The 22359-nt window shown below is 27.8% G+C and carries 20 protein-coding genes; 8 read left to right on the forward strand and 12 right to left on the reverse strand.

Annotation, left to right across the window (positions count from 1 at the left end; genetic code table 11):
- The first annotated feature begins 7 nt into the window (after positions 1-7).
- Positions 8-2437 (forward strand): TIGR03960 family B12-binding radical SAM protein, encoded by a 2430-nt coding sequence (locus R4I97_RS09925; RefSeq protein ID WP_335784883.1) that lies wholly within the window; start codon positions 8-10, stop codon positions 2435-2437.
- A gap of 327 nt (positions 2438-2764) precedes the next feature.
- On the opposite strand, the gene R4I97_RS09930 is transcribed toward R4I97_RS09925, so the two are convergent.
- Together R4I97_RS09930 and R4I97_RS09935 are read right to left on the reverse strand one after the other, a co-directional pair.
- Positions 2765-3400 (reverse strand): class I SAM-dependent methyltransferase, encoded by a 636-nt coding sequence (locus R4I97_RS09930; protein WP_335784884.1) that lies wholly within the window; start codon positions 3398-3400, stop codon positions 2765-2767.
- Between the two features lie 45 nt (positions 3401-3445).
- Positions 3446-4444 carry an aldose epimerase family protein gene (locus R4I97_RS09935; protein WP_335784885.1) on the reverse strand — a complete coding sequence of 333 codons (999 nt, stop codon included), beginning with the start codon at positions 4442-4444 and terminating at the stop codon, positions 3446-3448.
- Positions 4445-4597: 153 nt separating this feature from the next.
- Here R4I97_RS09935 and glyS point away from each other — a divergent pair, with 153 nt between their 5' ends.
- Positions 4598-6685 (forward strand): glycine--tRNA ligase subunit beta, encoded by a 2088-nt coding sequence (gene glyS, locus R4I97_RS09940; protein ID WP_335784886.1) that lies wholly within the window; start codon positions 4598-4600, stop codon positions 6683-6685.
- 98 nt (positions 6686-6783) lie between these two features.
- Here the strand turns inward: glyS and R4I97_RS09945 are convergent, their stop codons facing one another.
- Together R4I97_RS09945 and R4I97_RS09950 are read right to left on the reverse strand one after the other, a co-directional pair.
- Entirely contained in the window at positions 6784-7443 is a 660-nt protein-coding gene (locus R4I97_RS09945; RefSeq protein WP_335784887.1) for a YczE/YyaS/YitT family protein, read from the reverse strand.
- A 3-nt stretch (positions 7444-7446) separates the two neighbouring features.
- Complete coding sequence (locus tag R4I97_RS09950) at positions 7447-7839, reverse strand: MarR family winged helix-turn-helix transcriptional regulator (protein WP_335784938.1); 393 nt, start codon at positions 7837-7839, stop codon at positions 7447-7449.
- 295 nt (positions 7840-8134) lie between these two features.
- On the opposite strand from R4I97_RS09950, the gene R4I97_RS09955 reads away from it, so the two are divergent.
- The 4 genes from R4I97_RS09955 to recN all read left to right on the forward strand — a co-directional run bounded on the left by R4I97_RS09955 (position 8135) and on the right by recN (position 12454).
- Complete coding sequence (locus R4I97_RS09955; RefSeq protein ID WP_335784888.1) at positions 8135-8569, forward strand: PepSY-like domain-containing protein; 435 nt, start codon at positions 8135-8137, stop codon at positions 8567-8569.
- 135 nt (positions 8570-8704) lie between these two features.
- Entirely contained in the window at positions 8705-9439 is a 735-nt protein-coding gene (locus R4I97_RS09960; protein ID WP_335784889.1) for a hypothetical protein, read from the forward strand.
- A 412-nt stretch (positions 9440-9851) separates the two neighbouring features.
- Positions 9852-10724, forward strand: a complete 873-nt coding sequence (locus R4I97_RS09965) for an NAD(+)/NADH kinase (protein WP_335784890.1) — start codon at positions 9852-9854, stop codon at positions 10722-10724.
- A 2-nt stretch (positions 10725-10726) separates the two neighbouring features.
- A complete protein-coding gene (gene recN / locus R4I97_RS09970) occupies positions 10727-12454 on the forward strand; it encodes a DNA repair protein RecN (RefSeq protein WP_335784891.1) in 1728 nt (575 codons plus the stop codon).
- Between the two features lie 314 nt (positions 12455-12768).
- Here the strand turns inward: recN and R4I97_RS09975 are convergent, their stop codons facing one another.
- The 5 genes from R4I97_RS09975 to R4I97_RS09995 are packed head-to-tail and all read right to left on the reverse strand — an operon-like array spanning position 12769 to position 17323.
- Positions 12769-13278: a nitroreductase family protein gene (locus R4I97_RS09975; RefSeq protein ID WP_335784892.1), complete on the reverse strand. Its 510-nt coding sequence runs from the start codon at positions 13276-13278 to the stop codon at positions 12769-12771.
- A 24-nt stretch (positions 13279-13302) separates the two neighbouring features.
- The gene (locus R4I97_RS09980; protein ID WP_335784893.1) at positions 13303-14295 is read right to left on the reverse strand and encodes a cobalamin biosynthesis protein; all 993 of its coding nucleotides are present in this window, start codon (positions 14293-14295) and stop codon (positions 13303-13305) included.
- Between the two features lie 19 nt (positions 14296-14314).
- Positions 14315-14905: a histidine phosphatase family protein gene (locus tag R4I97_RS09985; RefSeq protein ID WP_335784894.1), complete on the reverse strand. Its 591-nt coding sequence runs from the start codon at positions 14903-14905 to the stop codon at positions 14315-14317.
- Between the two features lie 17 nt (positions 14906-14922).
- Positions 14923-15813, reverse strand: coding sequence for a patatin-like phospholipase family protein (locus tag R4I97_RS09990; protein WP_335784895.1), 891 nt, complete (start codon positions 15811-15813; stop codon positions 14923-14925).
- A 25-nt stretch (positions 15814-15838) separates the two neighbouring features.
- Positions 15839-17323: a hypothetical protein gene (locus R4I97_RS09995; protein ID WP_335784896.1), complete on the reverse strand. Its 1485-nt coding sequence runs from the start codon at positions 17321-17323 to the stop codon at positions 15839-15841.
- A gap of 202 nt (positions 17324-17525) precedes the next feature.
- On the opposite strand from R4I97_RS09995, the gene R4I97_RS10000 reads away from it, so the two are divergent.
- Positions 17526-18605 (forward strand): ribonucleotide-diphosphate reductase subunit beta, encoded by a 1080-nt coding sequence (locus R4I97_RS10000; RefSeq protein ID WP_335784897.1) that lies wholly within the window; start codon positions 17526-17528, stop codon positions 18603-18605.
- Between the two features lie 17 nt (positions 18606-18622).
- Positions 18623-20938 carry a ribonucleoside-diphosphate reductase subunit alpha gene (locus R4I97_RS10005; RefSeq protein ID WP_335784898.1) on the forward strand — a complete coding sequence of 772 codons (2316 nt, stop codon included), beginning with the start codon at positions 18623-18625 and terminating at the stop codon, positions 20936-20938.
- A 156-nt stretch (positions 20939-21094) separates the two neighbouring features.
- Here the strand turns inward: R4I97_RS10005 and rplT are convergent, their stop codons facing one another.
- The 3 genes from rplT to infC all read right to left on the reverse strand — a co-directional run bounded on the left by rplT (position 21095) and on the right by infC (position 22355).
- The gene (gene rplT, locus R4I97_RS10010) at positions 21095-21448 is read right to left on the reverse strand and encodes a 50S ribosomal protein L20 (protein ID WP_013243468.1); all 354 of its coding nucleotides are present in this window, start codon (positions 21446-21448) and stop codon (positions 21095-21097) included.
- An 18-nt stretch (positions 21449-21466) separates the two neighbouring features.
- Positions 21467-21670, reverse strand: a complete 204-nt coding sequence (rpmI, locus tag R4I97_RS10015; RefSeq protein WP_101503749.1) for a 50S ribosomal protein L35 — start codon at positions 21668-21670, stop codon at positions 21467-21469.
- Positions 21671-21767: 97 nt separating this feature from the next.
- Positions 21768-22355, reverse strand: a complete 588-nt coding sequence (gene infC, locus R4I97_RS10020) for a translation initiation factor IF-3 (RefSeq protein WP_335784899.1) — start codon at positions 22353-22355, stop codon at positions 21768-21770.
- Positions 22356-22359 lie beyond the last annotated feature (4 nt).

Raw genomic sequence — 22359 nt, forward strand, 5'->3', positions numbered from 1 at the left:
GGTATTTATGAACAATAATTCAAGCAGCAGTATGAGAGAAGAGATATTAAATCTTGTAAAAAGCGAGGAGATAGTAAAACCTACCAGATATTTAGGCGGCGAGATAAACGCTATAATAAAACCTAATATGCCTTTTAAATTTGTTATGTGTTTTGCTGATATGTATGAAGTAGCAATTAGCAATTTGGGGCTTTCTATACTTTATGAGGTTATTAACTCTATTGAATATGCTTCTTGCGAGAGAGTGTATAGTATTGCTGAAGATTTTGAGAAACTTTTAAGAGAAAAAAATATACCGCTTTATACTTTAGAAACTTTCAGCAGAGTAAAAGATGCTGATGTTTTGGGGTTTACTTTGCAGTATGAGCTTATATATACAAATATACTTCAAGTGTTGGAATTAAGTCAAATACCTATACATAGAGAGAGTAGGGGAGAAGATGTACCTATAATAGCTGCAGGAGGCCCAAGCGTATTTAATCCTTTTCCTTTGGTTGATTTTATTGATGTGTTTTTGTTTGGCGAATTTGATTTTGAGATGAAAAACTTTGTAGATATAATTTATAATCTCAAGAAAAACGGAGCTAAAAGAGATGATATATTAAAAGAGCTTTCAAAACTTGAATATGCTTATGTTCCAAAATATCCAAGAGATAATGTAAAAAGAATATTCGTTGAAAATATTAATGAAATGCCTTATGTGAAGAAACCGTTAGTTCCTCTTGTTGAAGGCATACAAAATAGAATATCCATTGAAATAGCGAGAGGTTGTACACATAGCTGCAGATTTTGTTTAGCTGGAATTACCTATAGACCTGTAAGAAACCGTACTATAGAAAAAATAGTAGACATAGCAATGGAGTCTTTAGAGGCAACGGGAGCAAACACTTTAAATTTATTTTCACTTTCTGCTGATGATTATCCTTATATTGGTGAATTAATAGAATATTTACAGACACTCGGAGAGCATAAAGGATTTTCTCTATCCTTGCCTTCATTAAGAATAGATTCATTCGATAAAGAAACTGCAAAGCGAATTGGTCAATTTAGAAAAACAGGATTAACATTTGCATTAGAAGTAGGAAGCCACGAGTTAAGAGAAAAGATAAACAAATCAATGGACGAAGATGCAATTTATAATATACTTGCCGATGTTCATAAGATGGGCTGGAAGATAGTAAAAATATATTTTATGATAGGATTCACCGATAACCCAGAAAAAGAATCTGATGAAATAATAGAAGCTCTTGAAAAAATGCTGGAAGTATCAAAAAAGAAAGTAAAAATAAATGCCGCAATTAATGTGTTTATACCAAAACCTCATACACCTTTAGAAAATAATAATCAGCTTACAGATGAAGAAGCTATTTACTATATAGGAAAAATAAGAGACCATTTTAGAGGAAGCAAAGTAGCTATAAAATATCATCCTCCAAGAATGGCAGAAATTGAAGGGATAATATCAAGAGGCGATGAAAAAATAGGAGATATTATTTATAAAGCATATAAAAAAGGTGCAAGATTTGATGCTTGGGTTGAGCATTTCAAATATGATGTTTGGAAGGAAGTTATAGAAGAGAGCGGATACACCATAAAAGGACTATTAAGCAAAAAAATAAATATGCCTTGGAAATGCATTGACACTCTTGTAAGTCAGCAATTTTTTGATAAGGAATATGAAAGATTTCAAAATGGAAAGTTTACAGACTACTGTTTTACAGGAAACTGTCAAAATTGTGGTATAGATTATAAAAAATATTGCCATAAATATAAAAAAGAAGTGTTAAATACAAACTTTACTCAAATGGTTGAAGAATTAAAAACTCTAAATAAAAGAGATATATTCGCTGTAAACTATAAAGTATTTATGAAGTTTAAAAAAGAAGGCATATCATCTCTTTTGGGTATGCATGATTTATCGCGTGTAATGGTTTGTGCTTTAAAGATAGCAGGTGCAAGCATAGCATTAAGCAAAGGTTTTCACCCTCTTGAAAAAATAGTATTTACGCCTCCTACTCCTTTTGCCTGCGAGAGTGATGCTGAATATATGGAAGTAAGTTTAACTGATAATATAGACATAGATTTACTTAAAAACAAAATTAATAACTTACTCTCTCATATAGGAATAGAAATATTAGAAGCTAACTTTATAGCTGCAAACATAAAAAAAATACAAACTCTTCCAAAAAACATTTTATATAAAATAAATACTAATGATAACAGTAAAGCATTTAATTTACTTTCAAATAAAGAAACTCTAAAAGAAAGTGAAGAGCGTTTGGGAGATTATATATTAAACAAAAAAGATAATGATATATTTGTAACTATACTACAAAATGATAATAAACCTATAAGAATCAGAGATATTAAGAGCTATTTGTTGAAAAACAATGTTAATATAATAAGCTTAAGGAAATTAGAGTTAGTATATAGCTGAAAAACTATATTTTGTCATAGAAGTTTTTTTCTTCAACTTTTTCCCGCCTTCGCACCCACAGGCACTTCCTTCGGTCGCGGTGCGGACTTCGTCAAAGTTGCAAAAAGTGCAATTTATTTAAGATTATATATTAAAAATATGTATAAAAACGCAGTGTGAAATTTTAGTTAAAAATGCAGTTATTTTGCTTCTTTTATACCAATACCGAAAGGTACCTACTCGGTAAAAGAAGTTGGAGTGTGGTGGCTAGTCTCCGTACCGCGTATCTGCGGTAAAAAGAACATAAAAAATAACAAACTTAAATTTTTTACTATAAATAGCTTTAATTTAAAAATCTATAAATACAGAAAAATCGTTTTGTAAATATTTATCTTCTATATGTATTTTATAATTTAAATTAAGCTTTTTTAATATATCTTGAGTAAGCAGAAGTATATCATCTTTTTTGTAATAATAATATTTATCTCCATATTTTTCTTTACAAGATATATCAAGCAAATTAAAACAAACTCCCTTTCTTGCCGCCAACAAAAATGCTTCTATAGCCTCTTTTAAAAATGCTTCATTGTTTCCCAAGTTCAAATTAAATATTCCAGAAGTGTATATATAATCAACATCATCTTCTATATCAGTCTTTTTAAAGAAATCCATAGTCATAAATTGCGGGCTAATATTTTTATAAGTTTTTGATTTTGCTCTCTCAACCATCTCAGGCATAATATCTATACCTATGTAATATAAATTGATGTTATTTTTATCTATATATTCAGCTAAACTTCCAACCCCGCATCCAACATCAAGTAAAACATTACCGCTCATATTAAAATGCTCTATTAATGCCTTAAACCTTAAATTCTGTGCGTCTTCAGATTCCCAGTCAACTACTTTATAATCTGGAATATTTAAGTCATTTACTCTGTTTATATAATGCTCTACTATTATAGATTTTCTGCTTTCTTCCATAAAAATATAATCTCTCTTTAATTGTTAATTTATCAATTTATATAATTATTTATTTAAACTTAATTTATATATAGTTTTCTCTTTATAATCCCTGTCAGGCGAATATATTATACTAGGAAAATGCAAAAAATTCAAAGTACCAGGTAAATACTCACTCTCAAAACAAAAAGCCATATGTTTATTTAATACAGTATTTCTCACTTCTCTATTATTAAGCATGTTTCCAGAATAAAAATGCATAGCAGGTTGTGTTGTGTAAAACTCTAAACTTATACCTGTTTTTTCACTATAAGCCTTAGCCTTTAATTTATTTATATCATTATTAGTAAATATAAAACAATTATCATATCCTCCGCATTTTTCTATATCTATCCCTACTTTTTTGTTTTTTGTAAAGTCAAAAGGAGTGTTATCTGTTTTTAAAATCTCTCCAGTAGATACGCATTCATCTGTTACAGGAAGATAATATTTTGAATCTATAAATAATTCATGCTCATATATAGTGCCGTCTCCATTTAGATTCCAATATGCATGGTTGGTAAAGTTTAAAGGAGTTTTTTTATCTGTTTTTGCAAAATAATCTATTATTATCTCATTATCATCAGTAAGAGTGTAAGTAATATTAATATTTACGTTTCCTGGGTAGCCCTCTTCACCGTCTTTTGAAAAATAAGAAAATAATACTGTTTTATCATTAATACATTTAGAATCAAATTTTTTAAAAGATATACCCTCAACACCTCCATGAAGATGATGTTTGTTATTATCATTTTTAGCCAATTTATATGTTACGCCGTCTAATGTAAATTCTGCATTTATAGTTCTATTTGCAACTCGTCCAACAGAAGCACCTATATAATCATGGGCTTTAAGATAAAAATAAATATCATCGCTTCCAAAAGAAACCTGAATATCATTATTGTTTTTATCTTTTACAAATACTCCAACTATTGAAGCCCCAATATCTGTGAGTTTTAATATCATATCATTTTTATTTTTTAGTTCATAAAGTAAATAGCCATTATTAAAATTTTTTACTTGCATTTTTTTTTACTCTCCAATTTATTATAGGCAAGATTATATAAATATTTTAACTAGTTTTCAACTTAATTTCATTTTTATTTGCAATAAAAAATATTGTTTTTTTTACATATAAATATAAAATATAGAGCATAATTATTTTTAAGGATTATAGAAGTGAAAGATTTACTTATTGAAATATTGGTTGAAGAGATACCTGCAGATTTTGCCTATCCTGCAAGTATGAGTTTTAAGAAAATTATGGAAGATACCCTAAAAAATAATGGTATAGGTTTCAAATCCATAATAGCCTACACAACTCCAAGAAGATTATCTGTTCTTGTTGAAGAAGTAGAAGAAAAGTCAAAAGATGAAGTTGTAGAGTCAAGAGGACCTTTATTAGATAGTGCTATAAAAGACGGTTCTTTAACAAAAGCAGGAGAAGGGTTTTTAAAATCTCATAATATTGACAATATTAAAAATATAGATGAAAAAGAAGATTTTAATAAAGCATATATAAAAGAAGTAGGCGGAAAAAAATATTTATTTGTGAAAAAAGAAAAAAAAGGCGTAGATACTAAAAAATTATTCGAAGAAGTATTAGAAGATATTGTATCTAAAATAGATTTCAAAAAGAAAATGAGATGGGGAAATAAAGATTTTGCATTTGTACGTCCTATTAGAAATGTGCTCGCTTTATTTGGTAATGAAGTTATAAAAACTACTGTTGCTGGAATAGAGACTAACAATAAAGTAACTGGACATAGGCTGCTCTCTCCAGAGTTTAAAGAAATTAATAACCCTAAAGATTATGAAAAAACTTTAGAAGAAAAACATGTAATTGTTTCAAGAGAAAAAAGATTAGAAAATATAGTAAGTCAATTAGAAAATATCGAAAAAGAGTTTGGTTTTGAAGCTGTTTCAAAGAAAAAAGTTTCTGAAATAGTTGTGGATTTGGTAGAAGAACCTTATTTACTTACTGCTGAATTTGATTCTAAATTTTTAGAGGTACCTAAAGAAGTTTTAACAAGTGAAATGATTGAGCACCAAAAATATTTCCCATTATGTAAAAAAGACGGCTCTTTAACTAATATATTTGTAATTACAGCTAATCAGCCTAAAACTCCTCAAATAATAGCAGGAAACATAAGAGTATTAACAGCAAGACTTTCAGACGGTAGATTCCTTTATCAAGAAGATATTAGAAAGGGCATGGACGAAATGAATGAAAGACTTGAGATGCTTATGTTTAGAAAAGAGCTTGGAAGCGTTTCTGATAAAGTAAAAAGACTTGAGAGAAACTCTGAGATTTTAATAAAGCTTTTGGGTTATGATAATGATAAAGAAAATATACTTAAAGCTATAAAATATATGAAATCAGATTTGGTAAGTAATATGGTTTACAACTTCCCAGAGCTTCAAGGTATAATGGGCGGTTATTTTGCTAAGTCTATGAATCTTAATGATGATGTAGCCTTAGCTATTAACGAACAATACAGACCTTTATTTGCTTCTGATAATATACCTTCTAATGATACTGGTAAGGCTATAGCTATACTTGACAAGATGGATAATATTGTAGCTGGTTTCTATGTTGCTGATATACCTACTGGCTCTCAAGACCCTAATGCTTTAAGAAGACAGGCACTTGGTATTGTAAACATTCTTATAAAATCTAAAAAGCATGTTAATCTTAAAAAATTAATAGAAGATTCTATTAACTCTATGCCTAAAGATGCTAAAGTAAATAAAAGCAATGATTTATTGAATGATATATTTGAGTTCTTTAAATCTCGTTTTGAAAATGATATTGACTTTGCAAAAGATTCTGTTGCGGGTGTTCTTTCTACTGGCATAGATGATATGTATGATGCTTACTTAAAGATAGAAGCTATTGATGCGTTTAGAAAGAAAAATGAAGAATTATTCTCTAATCTTTTATTAGTGTTTAAGAGAGTAAAAAATATGATTAAATCTGCTAAAGAGGTTAGTTTAGATGAATCATTATTAAAAGAGGAAGCAGAGAAATCTTTATACAATACTTATAAAGAAAAATTAAATGAAGTTAATAAACTTATGGAAAAAAGAGAATATGAACAAACATTTGCTTTATTAGCAAGTCTTTATGAACCATTAGACAAGTTCTTTAAAGATATTATGGTAAATGTAGATGATGAGAAAATAAAAAATAACCGTATAGCTTTGCTTTCTTCAGTAGATAAGATTTTCAAGAATATGCTTGACTTCTCTAGTTTGGTAAAATAATAAAATTATAAATTGAAGGGGGTTTATTAATAATAATAAAGCCCCTTTTTTTATATAAAAATAATTGATTAGGATAAATTGGATTATATAAAAATATTTTACGATAACAAATACTTCTCTTCTAATACTTTCAAAGGTTTGCTGAATTGTTTAGTTAATAATCCTACAAAAATAGCTCCTGCAATAGTTCCTTCTCTCACTCCTTCCAAATGTCCTAAAAATGATAACACGGTTACAACTGCTATTATTACTAACAATGTGTCAAATGCTATTTTAGTATTGCCGAATTTTACAGAAAATATTTTACAAATTGCTAAAACAACTCCCTCTCCAGGTGTAGTAACTAATTTTGCCATTACTTCTATGCTTACACCTAAACCAAGTAACATTATTCCTAATATACATAAAAGCCATTGCTGAAAATAATTTGTGTATGTTATATCTTTTATTAAATAAGCAGAAAAATCAATCATAAGACCAAACAAAATAAGTGCAGGTATTTGAAAAAGCTGAAATAAATCATACTTTTTTCTGAGAAGTAATATTTGTATTAATATAAACACAAGATTGATAATAATAGTTGTTACACCTACTGATAAACCTGATATTGAACTTGCCACATACGGCACACTCGAAATAGGAGAGGTGCCAAGTGCCGCTTTAATAGAAAATGATATTCCTAAAGACATAATAGCAAGACCGATTAATAATATTATACATCTTTCAATAAAACGATTTTTAAAAATTTCTCTGTTCATAAATTAAACTCCCTTAAGCGACTGACACATTTTCATTAACAGTTCTTTTAATTTTTCTTCATCTTCTTTTGATATCTCATTTGTAGCAATACTTTCTATATCTTCAAAAACTTTCTGCATATAATTTGAAGCTTCTACTCCCTTTTCTGTTAGAGAAACATAAAGAGAACGCCTATTACCGTCATGCTGCTTTCTTGTGATGAGCCCAGCATTTTCCATACCCAATAATATGCTTCCTACAGTTGTTTGCTCTATTTCTAAATAATTTGCTATAGTTTTCTGGTCTGCTTCTTTGAATTTAGATAAAAAATATAATACTTTAGGCTGACCAGATGTAAGCCCTATTTTGTTTGCTTCAAGCATTACTCTCTTTGCAAACATAGAATTAGCTTTCATTAGTAAATAGTGTAGATTCTCCAATGTGAGTATCCTTATAATAAGTATTGCTATAATGAGATAGCTTATTATATAATGTTCAAAAAAAATGTCAAATAAATTATTATCATTCATAAACTATAATTATATAAAATACTATATTTTTATTTGAAAGAATAGGGATTATGAAAGAATTACACAATTCTTTTGTAAAGATAATTTACTTTTTTACAAAAAACTGTAAAAAAACTTGACAAATAATTAATAATATACTATACTATTATTATAATTAAATAAAACCGTTAAGGAGAGTAAAATGAAAAAACAAGTAAAACAAATTATTCTAATTGCTTCTATTATGATGGTGTCTATAGCTACGGTGTTTGCAGCAGATATGCCTATACAGGCTAATCAGCTTCCAAAAAAAGCACAAGACTTTATCACAGCTAATTTTCCAAGCGACCAAATCGTTTATGCTGAGCAGGACAGAAACAGCTTTAAAGCAGAATTAGCCAGCGGAGTTGAAATAGACTTTAATAAAAACGGTGATTGGACTGATGTGTCTGCTAAAATGCCTTTGCCTACAAAATTTATACCTGCAGCTGTAATAAAAGCAGTAGAAACTAAATATCCTCAAGTTCCTGTTTTAGAAATAAGCAAAGAATATAATAGCTACAAATTAAAACTTGGAAACAACAGAGAAGTTTATGTAGATAATAGCGGTAAAATTGTAGGAGATAAATTAGATTAATAGAAAATAGAAATTAAATATTAAAAAAGAGAGAGGTTTTCATACTTCTCTCTTTTTTTATTAGAATTTTCAAATATTTTATTTTTTCTGTATATAGTATATAATTAATGAAAAATACATAAAAGGATAATAATTATGAAACATTTAATAATTTTAGTACTATCTGTTTTTATTATTTCATGCGCCGATAATACTGAAACAAACAATCAAAACACAACAGAGCCTGCAACACTTAATATAGACTTTCAGGCTGTATTTGGTGAAAAAGCTAACGATGACAATACAATAATGGAAAACTCATATTTAAAAGTTACAGGCAGTTATGGAGATATAGACGCTAAAGTGGATGCTGTCACAGGAGCTTCTACACCTACAGGGGCTACAAAATCATGGGATTCATATAGATACGAAAACAAACAATTTGCTAACAATAAAATCGAAAGAGGATTAGGTTTTTTTGTGTTATATGGAGTTGCACCTGCAAAAACTTATAATTTTGATGGTATGACAGGAACTGGTATATCACAAAAAACTTTAGATGGTACTAATGGACCTAAAGTTACAGGAACAGGTGTTACAAAAGATGAAACTGGTGTTATCACTATTAGATATGCACATGCAGGCGGTCCTACTGTTTATCCTTGGGCTTATGAATTAAAATCAGATACTAATGGAATATTTAAAATAGGTTATGGTTCAGAAAACAACAAAATGAGCAAATTACAAATTTCTAATGATACAGACTTTGCAAATATTGAAATGGTTACAGATAAAGCAAAAGATGGAATTTCTTATTGGCAGGGAGATTTACAAGGTACTTTTGAAAACGATATTCTCACATTAAAAGGTATTTTAAAAGAAGTTAAATAAATTAAATATTTAATAGGGGATTTTTATTCACTTTTTATAATATCTTTATCTTAAAAAAACATTTAATATTTATTTACCGCACGCTAAGATAAACAGTAAATATAAATTAATTTGAAATTCAATTTTTATTATATTGATAAATTTATTTAACGTGCGGTATATAGTATAATAAGTTTAATAAAACCTTGTTGTGCTTTTTTTATTAAGCATTATAAAATATTAAAGCAAAAATTGTATATAATATAAAAAACTAATAGGGTAGTGGATTAAAATAGATTTGAAACTTTGATGAATATAAAGAATAAGATTTTGTACCTGTTAAATACATTATATATTTTTATTTTACTTGATATATTGATAAAAGTTTTATATAATATTTTAATTAAAAAGTATTTATTTTAAGAAAAGTAAGATGAAAAAAAACAATAATGTAGAAAAGAAATTAATAGGTATCATAATAAATAAAAGCAGAAATAATACTGATAGTATAGTAAAAAGGTTGAAGAACATTATAAATAAATATAATGCAGAAGCAATAGCTATAGATTATGATATATCATCTTATAATAATATTAACAAAGCAATAAAAACTTTAAAAAACGTGTCAATGCTTATATCTATAGGCGGCGATGGTACATTATTATCAGCATTAAAAATAGCCATTAAATACAATATATCTGTTTTGCCTATATATAATGGTACATTAGGTTTTATATCAGAGATTCCTCCTGAAGAAGCATATCTCATTATAGAAGAATATTTTAATAACAAAAAAACATTATACGAAATAGAACCTAGGACACTTTTAGATATAGAAATTAAAACATCAACAACTACAAAAAAATATTTAGCAATAAATGAACTTGCATTATGCAAATTAGACGGAAGAACTTTATATATGGATATAAATATATCTGGAAAGAAAGTATCTTCTATAATAGGAGATGGAGTTGTTGTGGCTACTCCTACAGGTTCAACTGCTTATGCTTTGAGTGCAGGCGGCCCAATAATTGTTCCTACAATAGATGCTATGTCTTTTGTTCCTATAGCACCTCATTCTCTTACATTTAGACCGCTTGTTATACCTAAAGGTGACAGCGTAGAAATAAAGCTTTCTCAGAAATCAAAAAAAGGTATGATAACGATAGACGGTTATGATATATATAAATTTGGAAAAACTGATACTGTAAAAGCAAGTATAAGCGATAAGAACTGCTATATATTTCAAAGTGCAAATAGGCTATTTTATGATATACTTAGAAATAAACTTAACTGGGGCATATAATAATGCTTAAATATTTAGATATTAGAAATTTTGTATTAATAGATAAAGTAAAAATCAATTTTGAAAATGGGTTTAATGTTTTAACAGGGGAAACAGGAGCTGGAAAAAGTATTATAATCAGTGCTTTGGAATTAATTACAGGAGAAAAAGGCTCTACAAGAATGGTAGGCTTAAATGGAGACAGGCTAACAGTAATAGGCACTTTCTTTTTACAATCATCATTAAATATAGTAAAAAACAAATTAAAAGAATGGAATATAGAAATTATAGGTAATGAACTCAATATAAAAAGAGAAATTACAAAAGACGGTAAGAGCCGTTCTTTTATAAACAATATTGGTGTACGTGTAGCAGAATTAAAAGAATTAGGAGATTTAATTGTAGATATACATGGGCAGCATGAACATCAATCGCTTTTTAATGCAGCAAATCATATTAATTTTTATGATGCTTATTTAAATATTGAAGATAAATTGCAAGTTTATAGAGAGCATTATAATAAACTTACAAAACTAATAAAACAATATAATGAAATATCACAAAATAAAAATACAATATTAAAAGAAAAATCGTTTTTAGAATATGCTATAGAAGAAATAGAAAAAGCAAACTTAAAATATAATGAAGATGAGGAGATAAAAAACGATATAGCAATGATGTCTAATGCAGAAAACATAGCATCTGCTTTGTCTATTATAAATAAAGATATATTTGGAAGCGAATCTGGGGCATATTTAAAACTTACAAGAAGCATTAATACATTACAATCAATTTCTCAATATGATGATAGGCTTTCAGATTTGGCATCACAGATAGAAGCTATATCATTAAACCTTGAAGATATAAAAACAGTATTTACCGAAATAAGAGCGAAGGCTAAATTTGACCCAGAAGAATTGCAAGCTCTCAATGAAAGACTTTTCTTTATAAACACATTAAAAAAGAAATATGGAAACAATATAAAAGAAATTATTAATTATGCAAAAGAGGCTAAAGAAAAATTGGAGTCTCTTAACTTCTCTGAAGAAGATATATTAAAATTAAAAGAAGAAATAGAAAACATAAGAACAAAAACATCAATATTAGCAAAAGAGATTTCTGATATAAGAAAGTCAAAGAAAGATATTTTTATAAATGCTATAGAAAAAGAAATGTGCGACTTGGGAATGACTTCTACAAAATTTGATGTTGAGATTACTTATGATGAAGATGATGAAAACGGCATACTTAATATAGACGGCACAAACTTAAAAGCAAACTCCAATGGTGTGGATAATATAGAGTTTATAATAGCACCAAATAAGCAAGCTATGTTTCAGCCTTTAAGAAAGATTGCTTCTGGAGGAGAAATATCAAGAATCATGCTTTCATTAAAAAGTGTACTTTCTAGCGGAGATTACTGCGAGACTTGTGTATTTGATGAAATAGATGTTGGTGTTGGCGGAAGGATTGCAGAAGTTATAGGAGAGAAAATAGCAACATTATCCAAACAAAAACAAATATTAAGCATTACTCACTTAGCACAAATTGCGATATATGCTAATAATCATTTTAAAGTAATAAAAAATGAAAAAGATGATGTAGTTACTTCTACAATAGAAGAGTTAAATGATTCTAATAAAGTAAATGAAATAGCAAGAATGATAACAGGCAAAGAAATAACAGATGCAAGCATAAAGCATGCCGAAGAATTGTTGGAACATGCCAAAAAGTCATCGGGCTTATTTTAATATATAGTGAAAATTTTTATATTTTAATTATTTGCTGGGGCTAGTCTTCGCAAATACTAAAAAACTTATTAATTTTATTGTTCTTTTTCCCGCAGCAAAAAGAACCAAAAAGTGCGAGTGTTTTAGCTTTATATTTTTGGAATATGTAAAACTAAAATAATGTTTATATTTTGTTTATATATAAAAAGCTATATTTTATAAAATGCAGTTCTTTTGGTTCTTTTATACCAATAAAAGAACTGGGGGTGCGTACCCTAAGGGCACGCTTCGCAGGGGGCTAGTCCCCGCAAACAATAAAATTTTAAAACTAAAAATTAATAAGCCTCATAATGAATTTTGTTTGGTTCAAATCTATCAGGCATAGCTACTTCACCGTCAGGATAGCCCACAGCAACTATTCCAAGAGGTTTTATATTATCTGGTAAATTAAACAATTTTATAATATCATTCATTCTCTCTTCACGAGGAGCAACCCCAAGCCACACACTTCCTAAATCTTTTGCCTTACAAGCAAGCATTAAATTCTCTATTGCAGCAGAACAGTTTTGCTGCCAATAAAGTTTTCCAGATTCATCAGATAAATCCCCGCATACAATAACAGCTAAAGTTGCAGTGTATAGCATCTTAGCATAAGGGTGAACATCAGCTATTTTATCTAATGTCTCTCTTTTCTCTACAACTATAAACTCCCAATTTCTTTTATTGTTTGCAGAAGGAGCATACATAGCAGCTTTTAATATGTAGTCTATTTTTTCTTTTTCTACTGCTTTATCTTTAATATATTTTCTTATACTTCTTCTTGTAAATAAAATATCTTCTTGCATAAAAATATCCCCCAATATAAATAATTAAAAAAATAATTTATTAAAAATAATACCAAACAACATAAATAATAATTTTAAAACTATCAACACAAATAAAGCAACTATAGCACCAACAATCAATATCTTGTTAGCTAATACTATATGACTAGATTCTAATTTATTTATTGCATCTCCAACTAAAATTCTATCATGAATCTCTGAATCTTTAAAATATTCTCCTCCAAGCTCTATATCCAAAGCCCCAGCAACTCCACATTCCAGCCTAGCCTTATTATCGTTTCCATCTCTCTTAAAAACCCTAAAAACTTTTTTTATATCATATCCCAAAAGAAAATCTGCTGCAGTATATGATAAAAATGCAAATATAGAAGTTATCATATTAATATAATAAGCAAAATTAATATTAAATATTCCATATTTATCTTTAACTCTATTTTCATCAATAGCAACATTATTATCTGATGATATATCAGAAAGCATGCATAAAACTTTATATACAAAACAAAGAGGTATCCCCCCTAAAAGAAAAAAAATGGAAGTATATATATAATCCTCTCCCACACTAATAGAAGAATATTCTATAGTTTTTTTTATAATATTCTCTTTATCAATATCATTAACATCTATATTGGTATTTTCTTTTAAAATATTCTTTGCCGAGTTTAAATCCATATATTTAATAGAAGAATATATAGAAGAGCTCACTTCAAAAGGTTTTCTTATTCCTATAATGATGTATGCAGCTATAAGCTCTATTATAATTCCTAATAAAAAATGAACTTTATATAAAAAATAGAACAAAAAATATGGTATAACAAAAGAAATAAATAAAACTATTAAAGATACTATTGTTCCTAAGATAAGCTCCAATGTTTCATTATTTTTGTAAATTTTGTCTTTTAATAAATATTGCAATTTTTCTATTGGAATCTTTATATATTGAAATATATCAATTTTAAACTTATACACAAAAATATTTAGAAGAAATGATATAGGAAGTATTAATAAAGTTTGCATAAAAATTAATTTCCGTTTTTTATAATAAAATTTTATCTATTATTTTTAAATTGTTGTTTTCTATAATTTCGGTAAGATATCCGCAACCATTAGGTAAAAGATAATCATAAAATGGGTGTTTTTCTATGTTATATTTATCTAATATAGTCATAATTATTCCGCCATGTGTAACCACAGCAGTATATTTTAAATTATTTTTTTTCATATCTTCTATTATAGTTAAATATACATTATAAACCCTATTAAAAAAATTATTAGATATCTCCCCATTAGGTATTTCGCTTTTCCAGCAGCTTTTAGCAAACTCTTTATAATAAGGATTATCTTTAAGCTCATTATAAGTCATACCTTCAAAATCTCCAAAACTTCTCTCTCTTAAATCGTTTAAAATCTCATAACTCATATCATCAAAATATATTTTGGCAGTCTCAATACATCTTTTCATTGGGCTTGAATACAATTTTTCAAAAGGCTTATATTTATCTACTATGCTTTTATTTTTTAATAAAGCGTTTATACCCTCCTCCCAGAGTGATACATCTGTAGAACCAAGCCATCTTTGTTCTGCATTGTTTTTTGTTTGACCATGTCTTATAAATAAAATTTTCATTTGCTGCTCCATGTTTTTTAATCATCTATTTTCAAATCATCTATAGCTCTATATAGCTTGCTTTTTAATTTGCTTCTTTCATTGTAACTTTTTATATTATAATCTTTAATTTTATCACTCATATAATTAATTTCATCTTCCATACTTTTAAACTCAAATACCGCTTTCAAGATTTCCATAGTATCAATATATCCTCTCTCTATTCTATACATAGCCCCATCTAAACTAAAATCTAATCCGCCATTAGTAAAAGTACCTATATCTTCGTTAGGTACTATCTCATAAACTTTACAAGTTTCAGATTTTTCTACTATAGCATCTCTATATAAATTAACAACTATAATTTCATCGCATCCATATTCATATAAAGGAGTAAGAGGTAAATTATTTCCATTTAAAAATTCAACTCCGCCGTCGATATAATTAACACCATTAATTTTCTGTCTACCAAATATTATTGGTATAGCACTTGTAGCCATCATTATCTCTTTTATCTCTTTTACACTCTTTCCATTAAGCTTAAAATACTCAACATCAATGCTATCTAAATTAACTGCCGCAGCATATATTGGATACTCACAATTTGATACAGCTTCTATATTTAAATATTTATCTATAATCTCAAGCAAACCTTCTCTGCTAAATATTCCATTTGCTGATATACTTTTATTTTTGCTGTCTATCTTTTTTTTAGATAATATTTTATCTTCTATTTCATTAGTCCAAATATGCTCTGCTATAGTATAGTCATTCTGTGCCATTAAGCATGCATTTAATACTCCCACAGAAGCCCCAGATATAGCCTTTATCTGTTTATCTATATTATACTCCCTTAAAGCCTTCCATACCCCTATCTCATAGCTTCCAAGTCCTCCTCCTCCTCCTAAAACTAATCCTAATTTATTCATTATATGCTCTCCAAAAAATTATACTCTATTTAATTTTACTTAAATAAAGCCCCCAAAAATCATTCAAAAAATCTAAATACTCTTTTTTATTATCATCTTTAGTTTTATCTATCTGCTTAGATATTTTATCCTGATATTTTTTTGTTTTTTCATAAAGCTCTTTTAATCGGTTTTTATATCTATACAATTCTTTATTATTAGAATGCTCTTCAAAATATTTATTTAAATATTTTATAGATTTATCATATTCGCTTTTCATTAAATATACTTTTGCAATTTCTTTATAGTTTTTAGTTTTAGATATTTCTTTTATTAGTATTTTATATATAGAATCAATCTTGATATTTAAAATTTCTTCGTTATTATTTTTTATCTTATTACATTCTGATAAAACTTTTAAATACTGTTTTGAAGAATAATACTTTTTTATTAACTCTAAGCTATTTTCTAAACTTATAGCTGGAGTTTCGATTTTTGTTGATATTATTTTTAATTCATTCATTATTAAAACTATAAGCTCGTAATTATTAATAGTTGTTTCATAATTGAAATTTGAAATATTTTTCCCATATTCTTTTATTAAATCAAATTTAATATCTGTTATATTGGCTTCTATATTTGAAGCAGTAAATTTATCTAATATAGATGATACTACATAGTTTTCTTCACCATTTAATTTCTCTAATTTTTTTACACCTCCAAGTATTGGAATAAATATTTGTGCAACATCATTATTAATATCAATTGCAGAAAATATTTTATCTATTAAATAAGGCTTCTCCATAAATTTAAGATAAAAATCTTTTAAACATGTGCTTCCTTCTAAGTTTATATCAAAATCAAATAATATAGACTTAATCATAAAAATGTTATCTTTAAATACTAAATTATCTTTTTTATTATTTGAAGTTATACTATGATACAAATCATTAGATAAGCATATTAATCTCTCTATATCATCCATCTCAATATATTTTAAGCCATTATACTCCAATATATTTTTGGATGCTTTAAACTCTAATAGCTGAACTTTTTTTTCTATATTATCTATTCTGCTTGATTGTTCATCTATCTTATTTAGTAAAACATTAAATGACTCTCTTACATTTTCACATACTGCTATTAATTCTTCATCTACATCTTTTTCTATGTTATTGAGTTTATTATTTAAATATATTATCCCTTCATAAGTTATTTTATTTTGCCTTGCTAAGGTTTCTATCATTTTAATAGAAGCATTTTTTACTATGGAATAATTATAATCAATTTCGTATCTTATCTTTCTGTTTTGTCCTGTGATTGTATTTAATATATTTTTTATAAAACCTTGATTAGCAATAAATTGTGTCCTGGATTTAGAAGCACTTAATGATGATACAGCATCCATTGTAAGTTCTGTTAATTTGGCATAATTATTTTTATACTCTTCTACATTATTTTCTATATATTCTTCTATTATTTTTTTGTCAGCTTCTTTTATTTTGTTTTCATATGGAATAGTTAAATTCATGCATACTCCTTAAAGTACTTCTATTATACTATTTTTATAATTTTTTCACAATAAATTATAATATATATAATCTTTTAGGAGTAGGGTAGTAGTTATGTGTTTTTAATATATTTAATGCAAATTTGGAAAAAATAAATTTGACAATTTTTTAACTAAAATTATAATAAGACAACAACAAATATAAGAAAGGGGTATAAAATTAATGAAAGTAATAGATATAGAAAAGAAACCTAATCTTGAAAATGAAAGAATATTTTTCGGAGATTTTGGTCACTACATAAGAATAGATTCTGTAAGCCATGAAATAGCAAGAAAATTAAAAGAAGCAAGCGAAGGAAATACATGGTTTTCAAAAGAAGTGGACTATAAATCTGATAAAACAAGATTTTCTTCTCTTCCTGAAGATGCTCAAAGGGCTTTTAAGCTTAATATTGCATATCAAACTCTAATGGATAGTGGTGTTACAAGCGGTTTTTCATCAATATTAAACAGAATAGTTACAAGTTCTATATGGTCTATTCTTTATTCAAGGATAGCTATAGAGGAAGTTATACATGCTGAAAGTTACTCTTACGGACTTTCTGAAGTTTTCGGGCATTTAGCTACTGAAACTTTGGATTTGGTTTATAATGATGAGTTTGTAAAGCATAGAATGGAAAAAGAAGTTGAGCTTTTTGCTTGTGTTGATGATTTATGTAATATAGAAAACAGTGGTGCTAGTCTCGAAGAGAAAAAAAAGGCCGTATTAAAACTTTTAACTGGTATATATTTGCTTGAAAGTGTGAAGTTTCCATTTTCATTTTTAGTAACTTTTACAATTAACAATAGTTACAATGATGCAATTACAGGATTTACAAAAACTATTAAACTAATAGCACATGATGAGCTTAATACACATGTACCAACTGGTAAAAATGTTATAGGAATATTAAGAAAAGATGCTAATCAAGGCTTTAAAGAGTTATTTGACAGCGGTTGGTATAATGATATGGCTAAAGAAATGACTGAGTTTACTGTTAATGAAGAGATAAAATGGGCTAAATATTTATTTGACGGAAAAGAGGTTGCAGGTATAAACTCTTCTGTAAGCGAACATTTCATCAAATATTGGGCTGGTGTAAGGTTAAAAGATTTAGGAGTGGAAACAGAATATTTAAAAGAGCCTAAATCTGATATTATAGATTGGTTTAATGCATACAGAGATATTAATAAACAAAACGCTGCACTTCAAGAGACAACAAACACATCATATCAAAAAGGTGCATTAAAAAACGATTTATAATACAGGGTTAATTTATTATGATAGAACTTACTAAAGATAAAAAGCATATTATTATCAAAAGAGACGGAAGAGAAGAACCATTTAACGAGGAAAAATTAAAAAAAGTTATTAACTGGGCTACAGATGGCAAAGAAGGCTTCACAAATGCCTTATTAGAAGGGCTAAATATAAAAATAAATGATAGAATGAAAATAGAAGTTCTATATGATGAGCTAATAAATACAGCTGTAAATAAAATAAGTCCATTATATCCTTCTTATGATACCATAGCAGAAAAATTGTATCTTATGAAGATATATAAAGAAACATGTAAATTAAAAAAGACAGGAAGTTATCCTCATATAAAAACTTTTTTAAAAAAAGGTGTAAAACATAAAGTATACGATAAAAATATAGTATCATTATTTTCAGATAAAGAACTTGATAAAATTAACTCTATGATAGTTCCTGATAGGGATTTACTATTTACATATAAAGGTCTTGCTATATTTTATAGAAAGTATTGTAAAAATATAGGAAGCAAAAAGTTAGAACTTCCCCAGATTACATATATGGTTGCTGCTATGTTTTCTTTTTATGATGATTTTTATAAGGGAAGCAATAAAGATATAGTTGAAAAAACAAAGTCAGAGAGATTAAAATATATAAAAAGAACTTATGATATGCTTTCTAAACATGAAGTGACATTTGCAACACCAAGAATAGCGAATAGTATGTCTATAAGACCTCAGCTTGCAAGCTGTATATTAAATACTCCAGATGATGATACTTGGAGTTTAAATCAAACAGATGGAAACATGGCATTATACTCAAAGTTTTCAGGCGGTATAGCTTATGATGCATCATATATAAGGGCTTCCGGCTCTACTATACAAAGCAACAGAGGGCGTTCTGATGGGCCTGTACCTTTTATTAAGCGAACAGAGCAGACAATATCGTCATTTAATCAGGGGGGAGTGAGAAAAGGTGCTTGTGTTGTTACTTTTCCTTGGTGGCATTTAGATGTATTAGACCTTATTATGCTTAAAGATGCAGGAGGAACAGAAGATACTAGGGCAAGAAAATTAGTTTATTCTATTAGAATAAGTAATATATTGAGAGAGCGTGTTAATAAAGATGAATATATTACATTATTTGACCCTAAAGAAACTCCGCTTCTTAATGAAGAGTTTGGAGCAAAATTTGATGTGGCTTATATGTATTATGAGAGTAAAACATCTATTAGAAAAAAGAGAATTAAAGCCAAGGACTTACTCTTTCAAATATTAAAAGTAAGACAAGAGACTGGAAACTTATACCTTACATTTGTAGATAACATTAATGAACAGAATATGGTTAATAAATTTGTAGGGGCTTCTAATCTTTGTCAGGAGATAGTTATTCCTTCTTTCCCTTCAAAAATAATAGAAGAGAAATATGTTGTTAATGAAGATGGAAGTTATGAGATAATACAGAGAAAGAAAAGCGGTGAAATTGGTATATGTAACTTGGTATCTGTAAACTTAATGTCTTGGGTTAATTTTAGCGAAGAGAAGAAAAAATCATTTTGCTATACTCTTTTAAGAGGATGCGATAATATTATAGACAGTCAATTTTATCCTGTAAAAGAAGGAGAGATTGCAAATAAGAAAAATAGACCTATTGGCATAGGGGTTATTAATTATGCCAATTTATTAGCGTCAAACAAACTAAAATATACTGATAAAGAGGCATTAGAATTTACAAATAAAATATTTGAAGATTTATATTATCACATATATGAAGCTTCTAATATATTGTCAAAAGAAAGAGGACCTTACAAAACATTTAATGAATCTAAATGGAGAGAAGGAAAAACTCCTGTACATATTTCACTTTTAAACAAAAGCTCTAATTTGAAATTTGATATAGATATGGAGAAATGGGATAGACTTGCAGAAAATATAAAAAATTATGGAGTAAGATTTTCATTCCATGGAGCAATAGCACCAACTGCAACTTCTGGTAAAAGTGTATCAGCAACAGAAAGTATAGAACCTATAGTAGATTTATTTTTCGTAGAAGAAGGTATACAGACTCTACCAAGCTTAGCACCAAATTTGAAAAAGAATAGAGAATATTATGAAAGATGTTGGGATATACCAGCAAAAACTATAATAGAACTTGCTGCTGTAAGACAAAGATATATAGACCAATCACAATCTTTGAATCTTTATTATGTAAAACCAGATTCTGCAAAAGAGTTATGGGATGATATTCAGTATGCTATGGATTTGGGACTTAAAACACTTTATTATATGAAAACACCTAAATCTAATTTTGAGCTTGAAGAGGTTTGTGAGTCTTGTACTTAATAATTAATAAAAAATAATAATAAATAAAAGCCCTATAATAATTATAGGGCTTTATTTTTTTATTTAATATTTTTTATATAAATACATAAAAAACCGCTATAACCTTTTTCAAGATTACAGCGGATACATATTGTAAATATTTTTTAACTTTTTATTTTAAGCAAGTGCTTTTTTAGCTACCTCAACAACAGCTTCAAACGCTTTATAATCATCAATAGCTAAATTAGATAAAGCTTTTCTATCTATTAAAACATTAGCTTTTTTAAGACCATTAATAAACTTACTGTAAGATATACCTAAAGGTCTGCATGCAGCATTGATACGAAGAGTCCATAATCTTCTCATCATTCTCTTTTTCTGTCTTCTATCACGGTAAGCGTATTTTAAGCCTCTTATTACAGCTTCTTTAGCCTGCTTAGTTTGCTTGCTATGAGAACCATAATAGCCCTTAGCCATTTTTAATATTTTTTTAACTTTTTTCTTTCTTACTATTCCGCTAACTGCTCTCATTTTAGTCTCCTTTTAGTTTTATCTGCCATAAGGCATTAATCTTGGCATTTCTAACATATTAGTATCATCAGCAATTTTTGCTTTACGATACTTTCTTTTAGTATCAGGTCTTTTGCTTAAAAACTTATGGCTACCAAATGCATGAGCAAACTTTACTTTACCAGTCTTAGAGAATCTAAAACGTTTTTTAGCACCGCTTTTTGTCTTTAACTTTTGTTTCATAAACTAATATCCTTTAAAAATTATATTTACTATATGCTCAATCTACCCGTATGATAAGTACGAAGTAGTTAGTGGGCTTAAATTATATTATACTTACTTACTCTTCAGTATCATTAGAAATTTCTTTTTTGGAAATTTCTTCATCTTCAAAAGAAGCTTTTTTCATTTTTATTGGATTAAGCACTGCAGAAAGATTTTTTCCTTCTAACTTAGCAGGTTTTTCTGTAGAAGCTTCATTTTCCAAATCTTGTATAATTTTATTAATAAGGTCATAACCGAATTCTGTATGAGCCATTTCCCTTCCTCTAAACATGACAGTTATTTTTACCTTATTGCCTTCATCTAAGAATTCACGAATATGTTTCATTTTAAAGTTGTAATCATGTATGCTTATTTGAGGACGCATTTTAATTTCTTTAAGCTGAACAGACTTCTGTTTTTTCTTAGCTTCTTTATTTTTCTTTTGAATATCAAATTTATACTTTCCATAATTGATAATCTTACAAACAGGAGGGTCTGCCGTAGGAACTATCTCAACTAAATCTGAATCTTCTTCCTTGGCTAATGCTAAAGCATCTTTTATATTCATTACTCCAAGGTTTCCTCTCTTATCATGCACTACTCTAACTTCTGGTGCAGTAATAAACTGATTAATTCTCTCTCCTTCTTTTTTTACTGTTGCCATTATT

This window comes from Brachyspira pilosicoli (assembly GCF_036997485.1).
In the GTDB taxonomy this organism is placed as follows: Bacteria; Spirochaetota; Brachyspiria; order Brachyspirales; family Brachyspiraceae; genus Brachyspira; species Brachyspira pilosicoli_C.

Excerpts from the sequence above, each read along its gene's own strand:
- R4I97_RS09925 (WP_335784883.1), top strand. The coding sequence starts at position 8 with ATGAACAATAATTCAAGCAGCAGTATGAGAGAAGAGATATTAAATCTT.
- R4I97_RS09930 (WP_335784884.1), bottom strand. The coding sequence starts at position 3,400 with ATGGAAGAAAGCAGAAAATCTATAATAGTAGAGCATTATATAAACAGA.
- R4I97_RS09935 (WP_335784885.1), bottom strand. The coding sequence starts at position 4,444 with ATGCAAGTAAAAAATTTTAATAATGGCTATTTACTTTATGAACTAAAA.
- R4I97_RS09945 (WP_335784887.1), bottom strand. The coding sequence starts at position 7,443 with ATGAACAGAGAAATTTTTAAAAATCGTTTTATTGAAAGATGTATAATA.
- R4I97_RS09950 (WP_335784938.1), bottom strand. The coding sequence starts at position 7,839 with ATGAAAGCTAATTCTATGTTTGCAAAGAGAGTAATGCTTGAAGCAAAC.
- R4I97_RS09955 (WP_335784888.1), top strand. The coding sequence starts at position 8,135 with ATGAAAAAACAAGTAAAACAAATTATTCTAATTGCTTCTATTATGATG.
- R4I97_RS09960 (WP_335784889.1), top strand. The coding sequence starts at position 8,705 with ATGAAACATTTAATAATTTTAGTACTATCTGTTTTTATTATTTCATGC.
- R4I97_RS09965 (WP_335784890.1), top strand. The coding sequence starts at position 9,852 with ATGAAAAAAAACAATAATGTAGAAAAGAAATTAATAGGTATCATAATA.
- recN (WP_335784891.1), top strand. The coding sequence starts at position 10,727 with ATGCTTAAATATTTAGATATTAGAAATTTTGTATTAATAGATAAAGTA.
- R4I97_RS09975 (WP_335784892.1), bottom strand. The coding sequence starts at position 13,278 with ATGCAAGAAGATATTTTATTTACAAGAAGAAGTATAAGAAAATATATT.
- R4I97_RS09980 (WP_335784893.1), bottom strand. The coding sequence starts at position 14,295 with ATGCAAACTTTATTAATACTTCCTATATCATTTCTTCTAAATATTTTT.
- R4I97_RS09985 (WP_335784894.1), bottom strand. The coding sequence starts at position 14,905 with ATGAAAATTTTATTTATAAGACATGGTCAAACAAAAAACAATGCAGAA.
- R4I97_RS09990 (WP_335784895.1), bottom strand. The coding sequence starts at position 15,813 with ATGAATAAATTAGGATTAGTTTTAGGAGGAGGAGGAGGACTTGGAAGC.
- R4I97_RS09995 (WP_335784896.1), bottom strand. The coding sequence starts at position 17,323 with ATGAATTTAACTATTCCATATGAAAACAAAATAAAAGAAGCTGACAAA.
- R4I97_RS10000 (WP_335784897.1), top strand. The coding sequence starts at position 17,526 with ATGAAAGTAATAGATATAGAAAAGAAACCTAATCTTGAAAATGAAAGA.
- R4I97_RS10005 (WP_335784898.1), top strand. The coding sequence starts at position 18,623 with ATGATAGAACTTACTAAAGATAAAAAGCATATTATTATCAAAAGAGAC.
- rplT (WP_013243468.1), bottom strand. The coding sequence starts at position 21,448 with ATGAGAGCAGTTAGCGGAATAGTAAGAAAGAAAAAAGTTAAAAAAATA.
- rpmI (WP_101503749.1), bottom strand. The coding sequence starts at position 21,670 with ATGAAACAAAAGTTAAAGACAAAAAGCGGTGCTAAAAAACGTTTTAGA.
- infC (WP_335784899.1), bottom strand. The coding sequence starts at position 22,355 with ATGGCAACAGTAAAAAAAGAAGGAGAGAGAATTAATCAGTTTATTACT.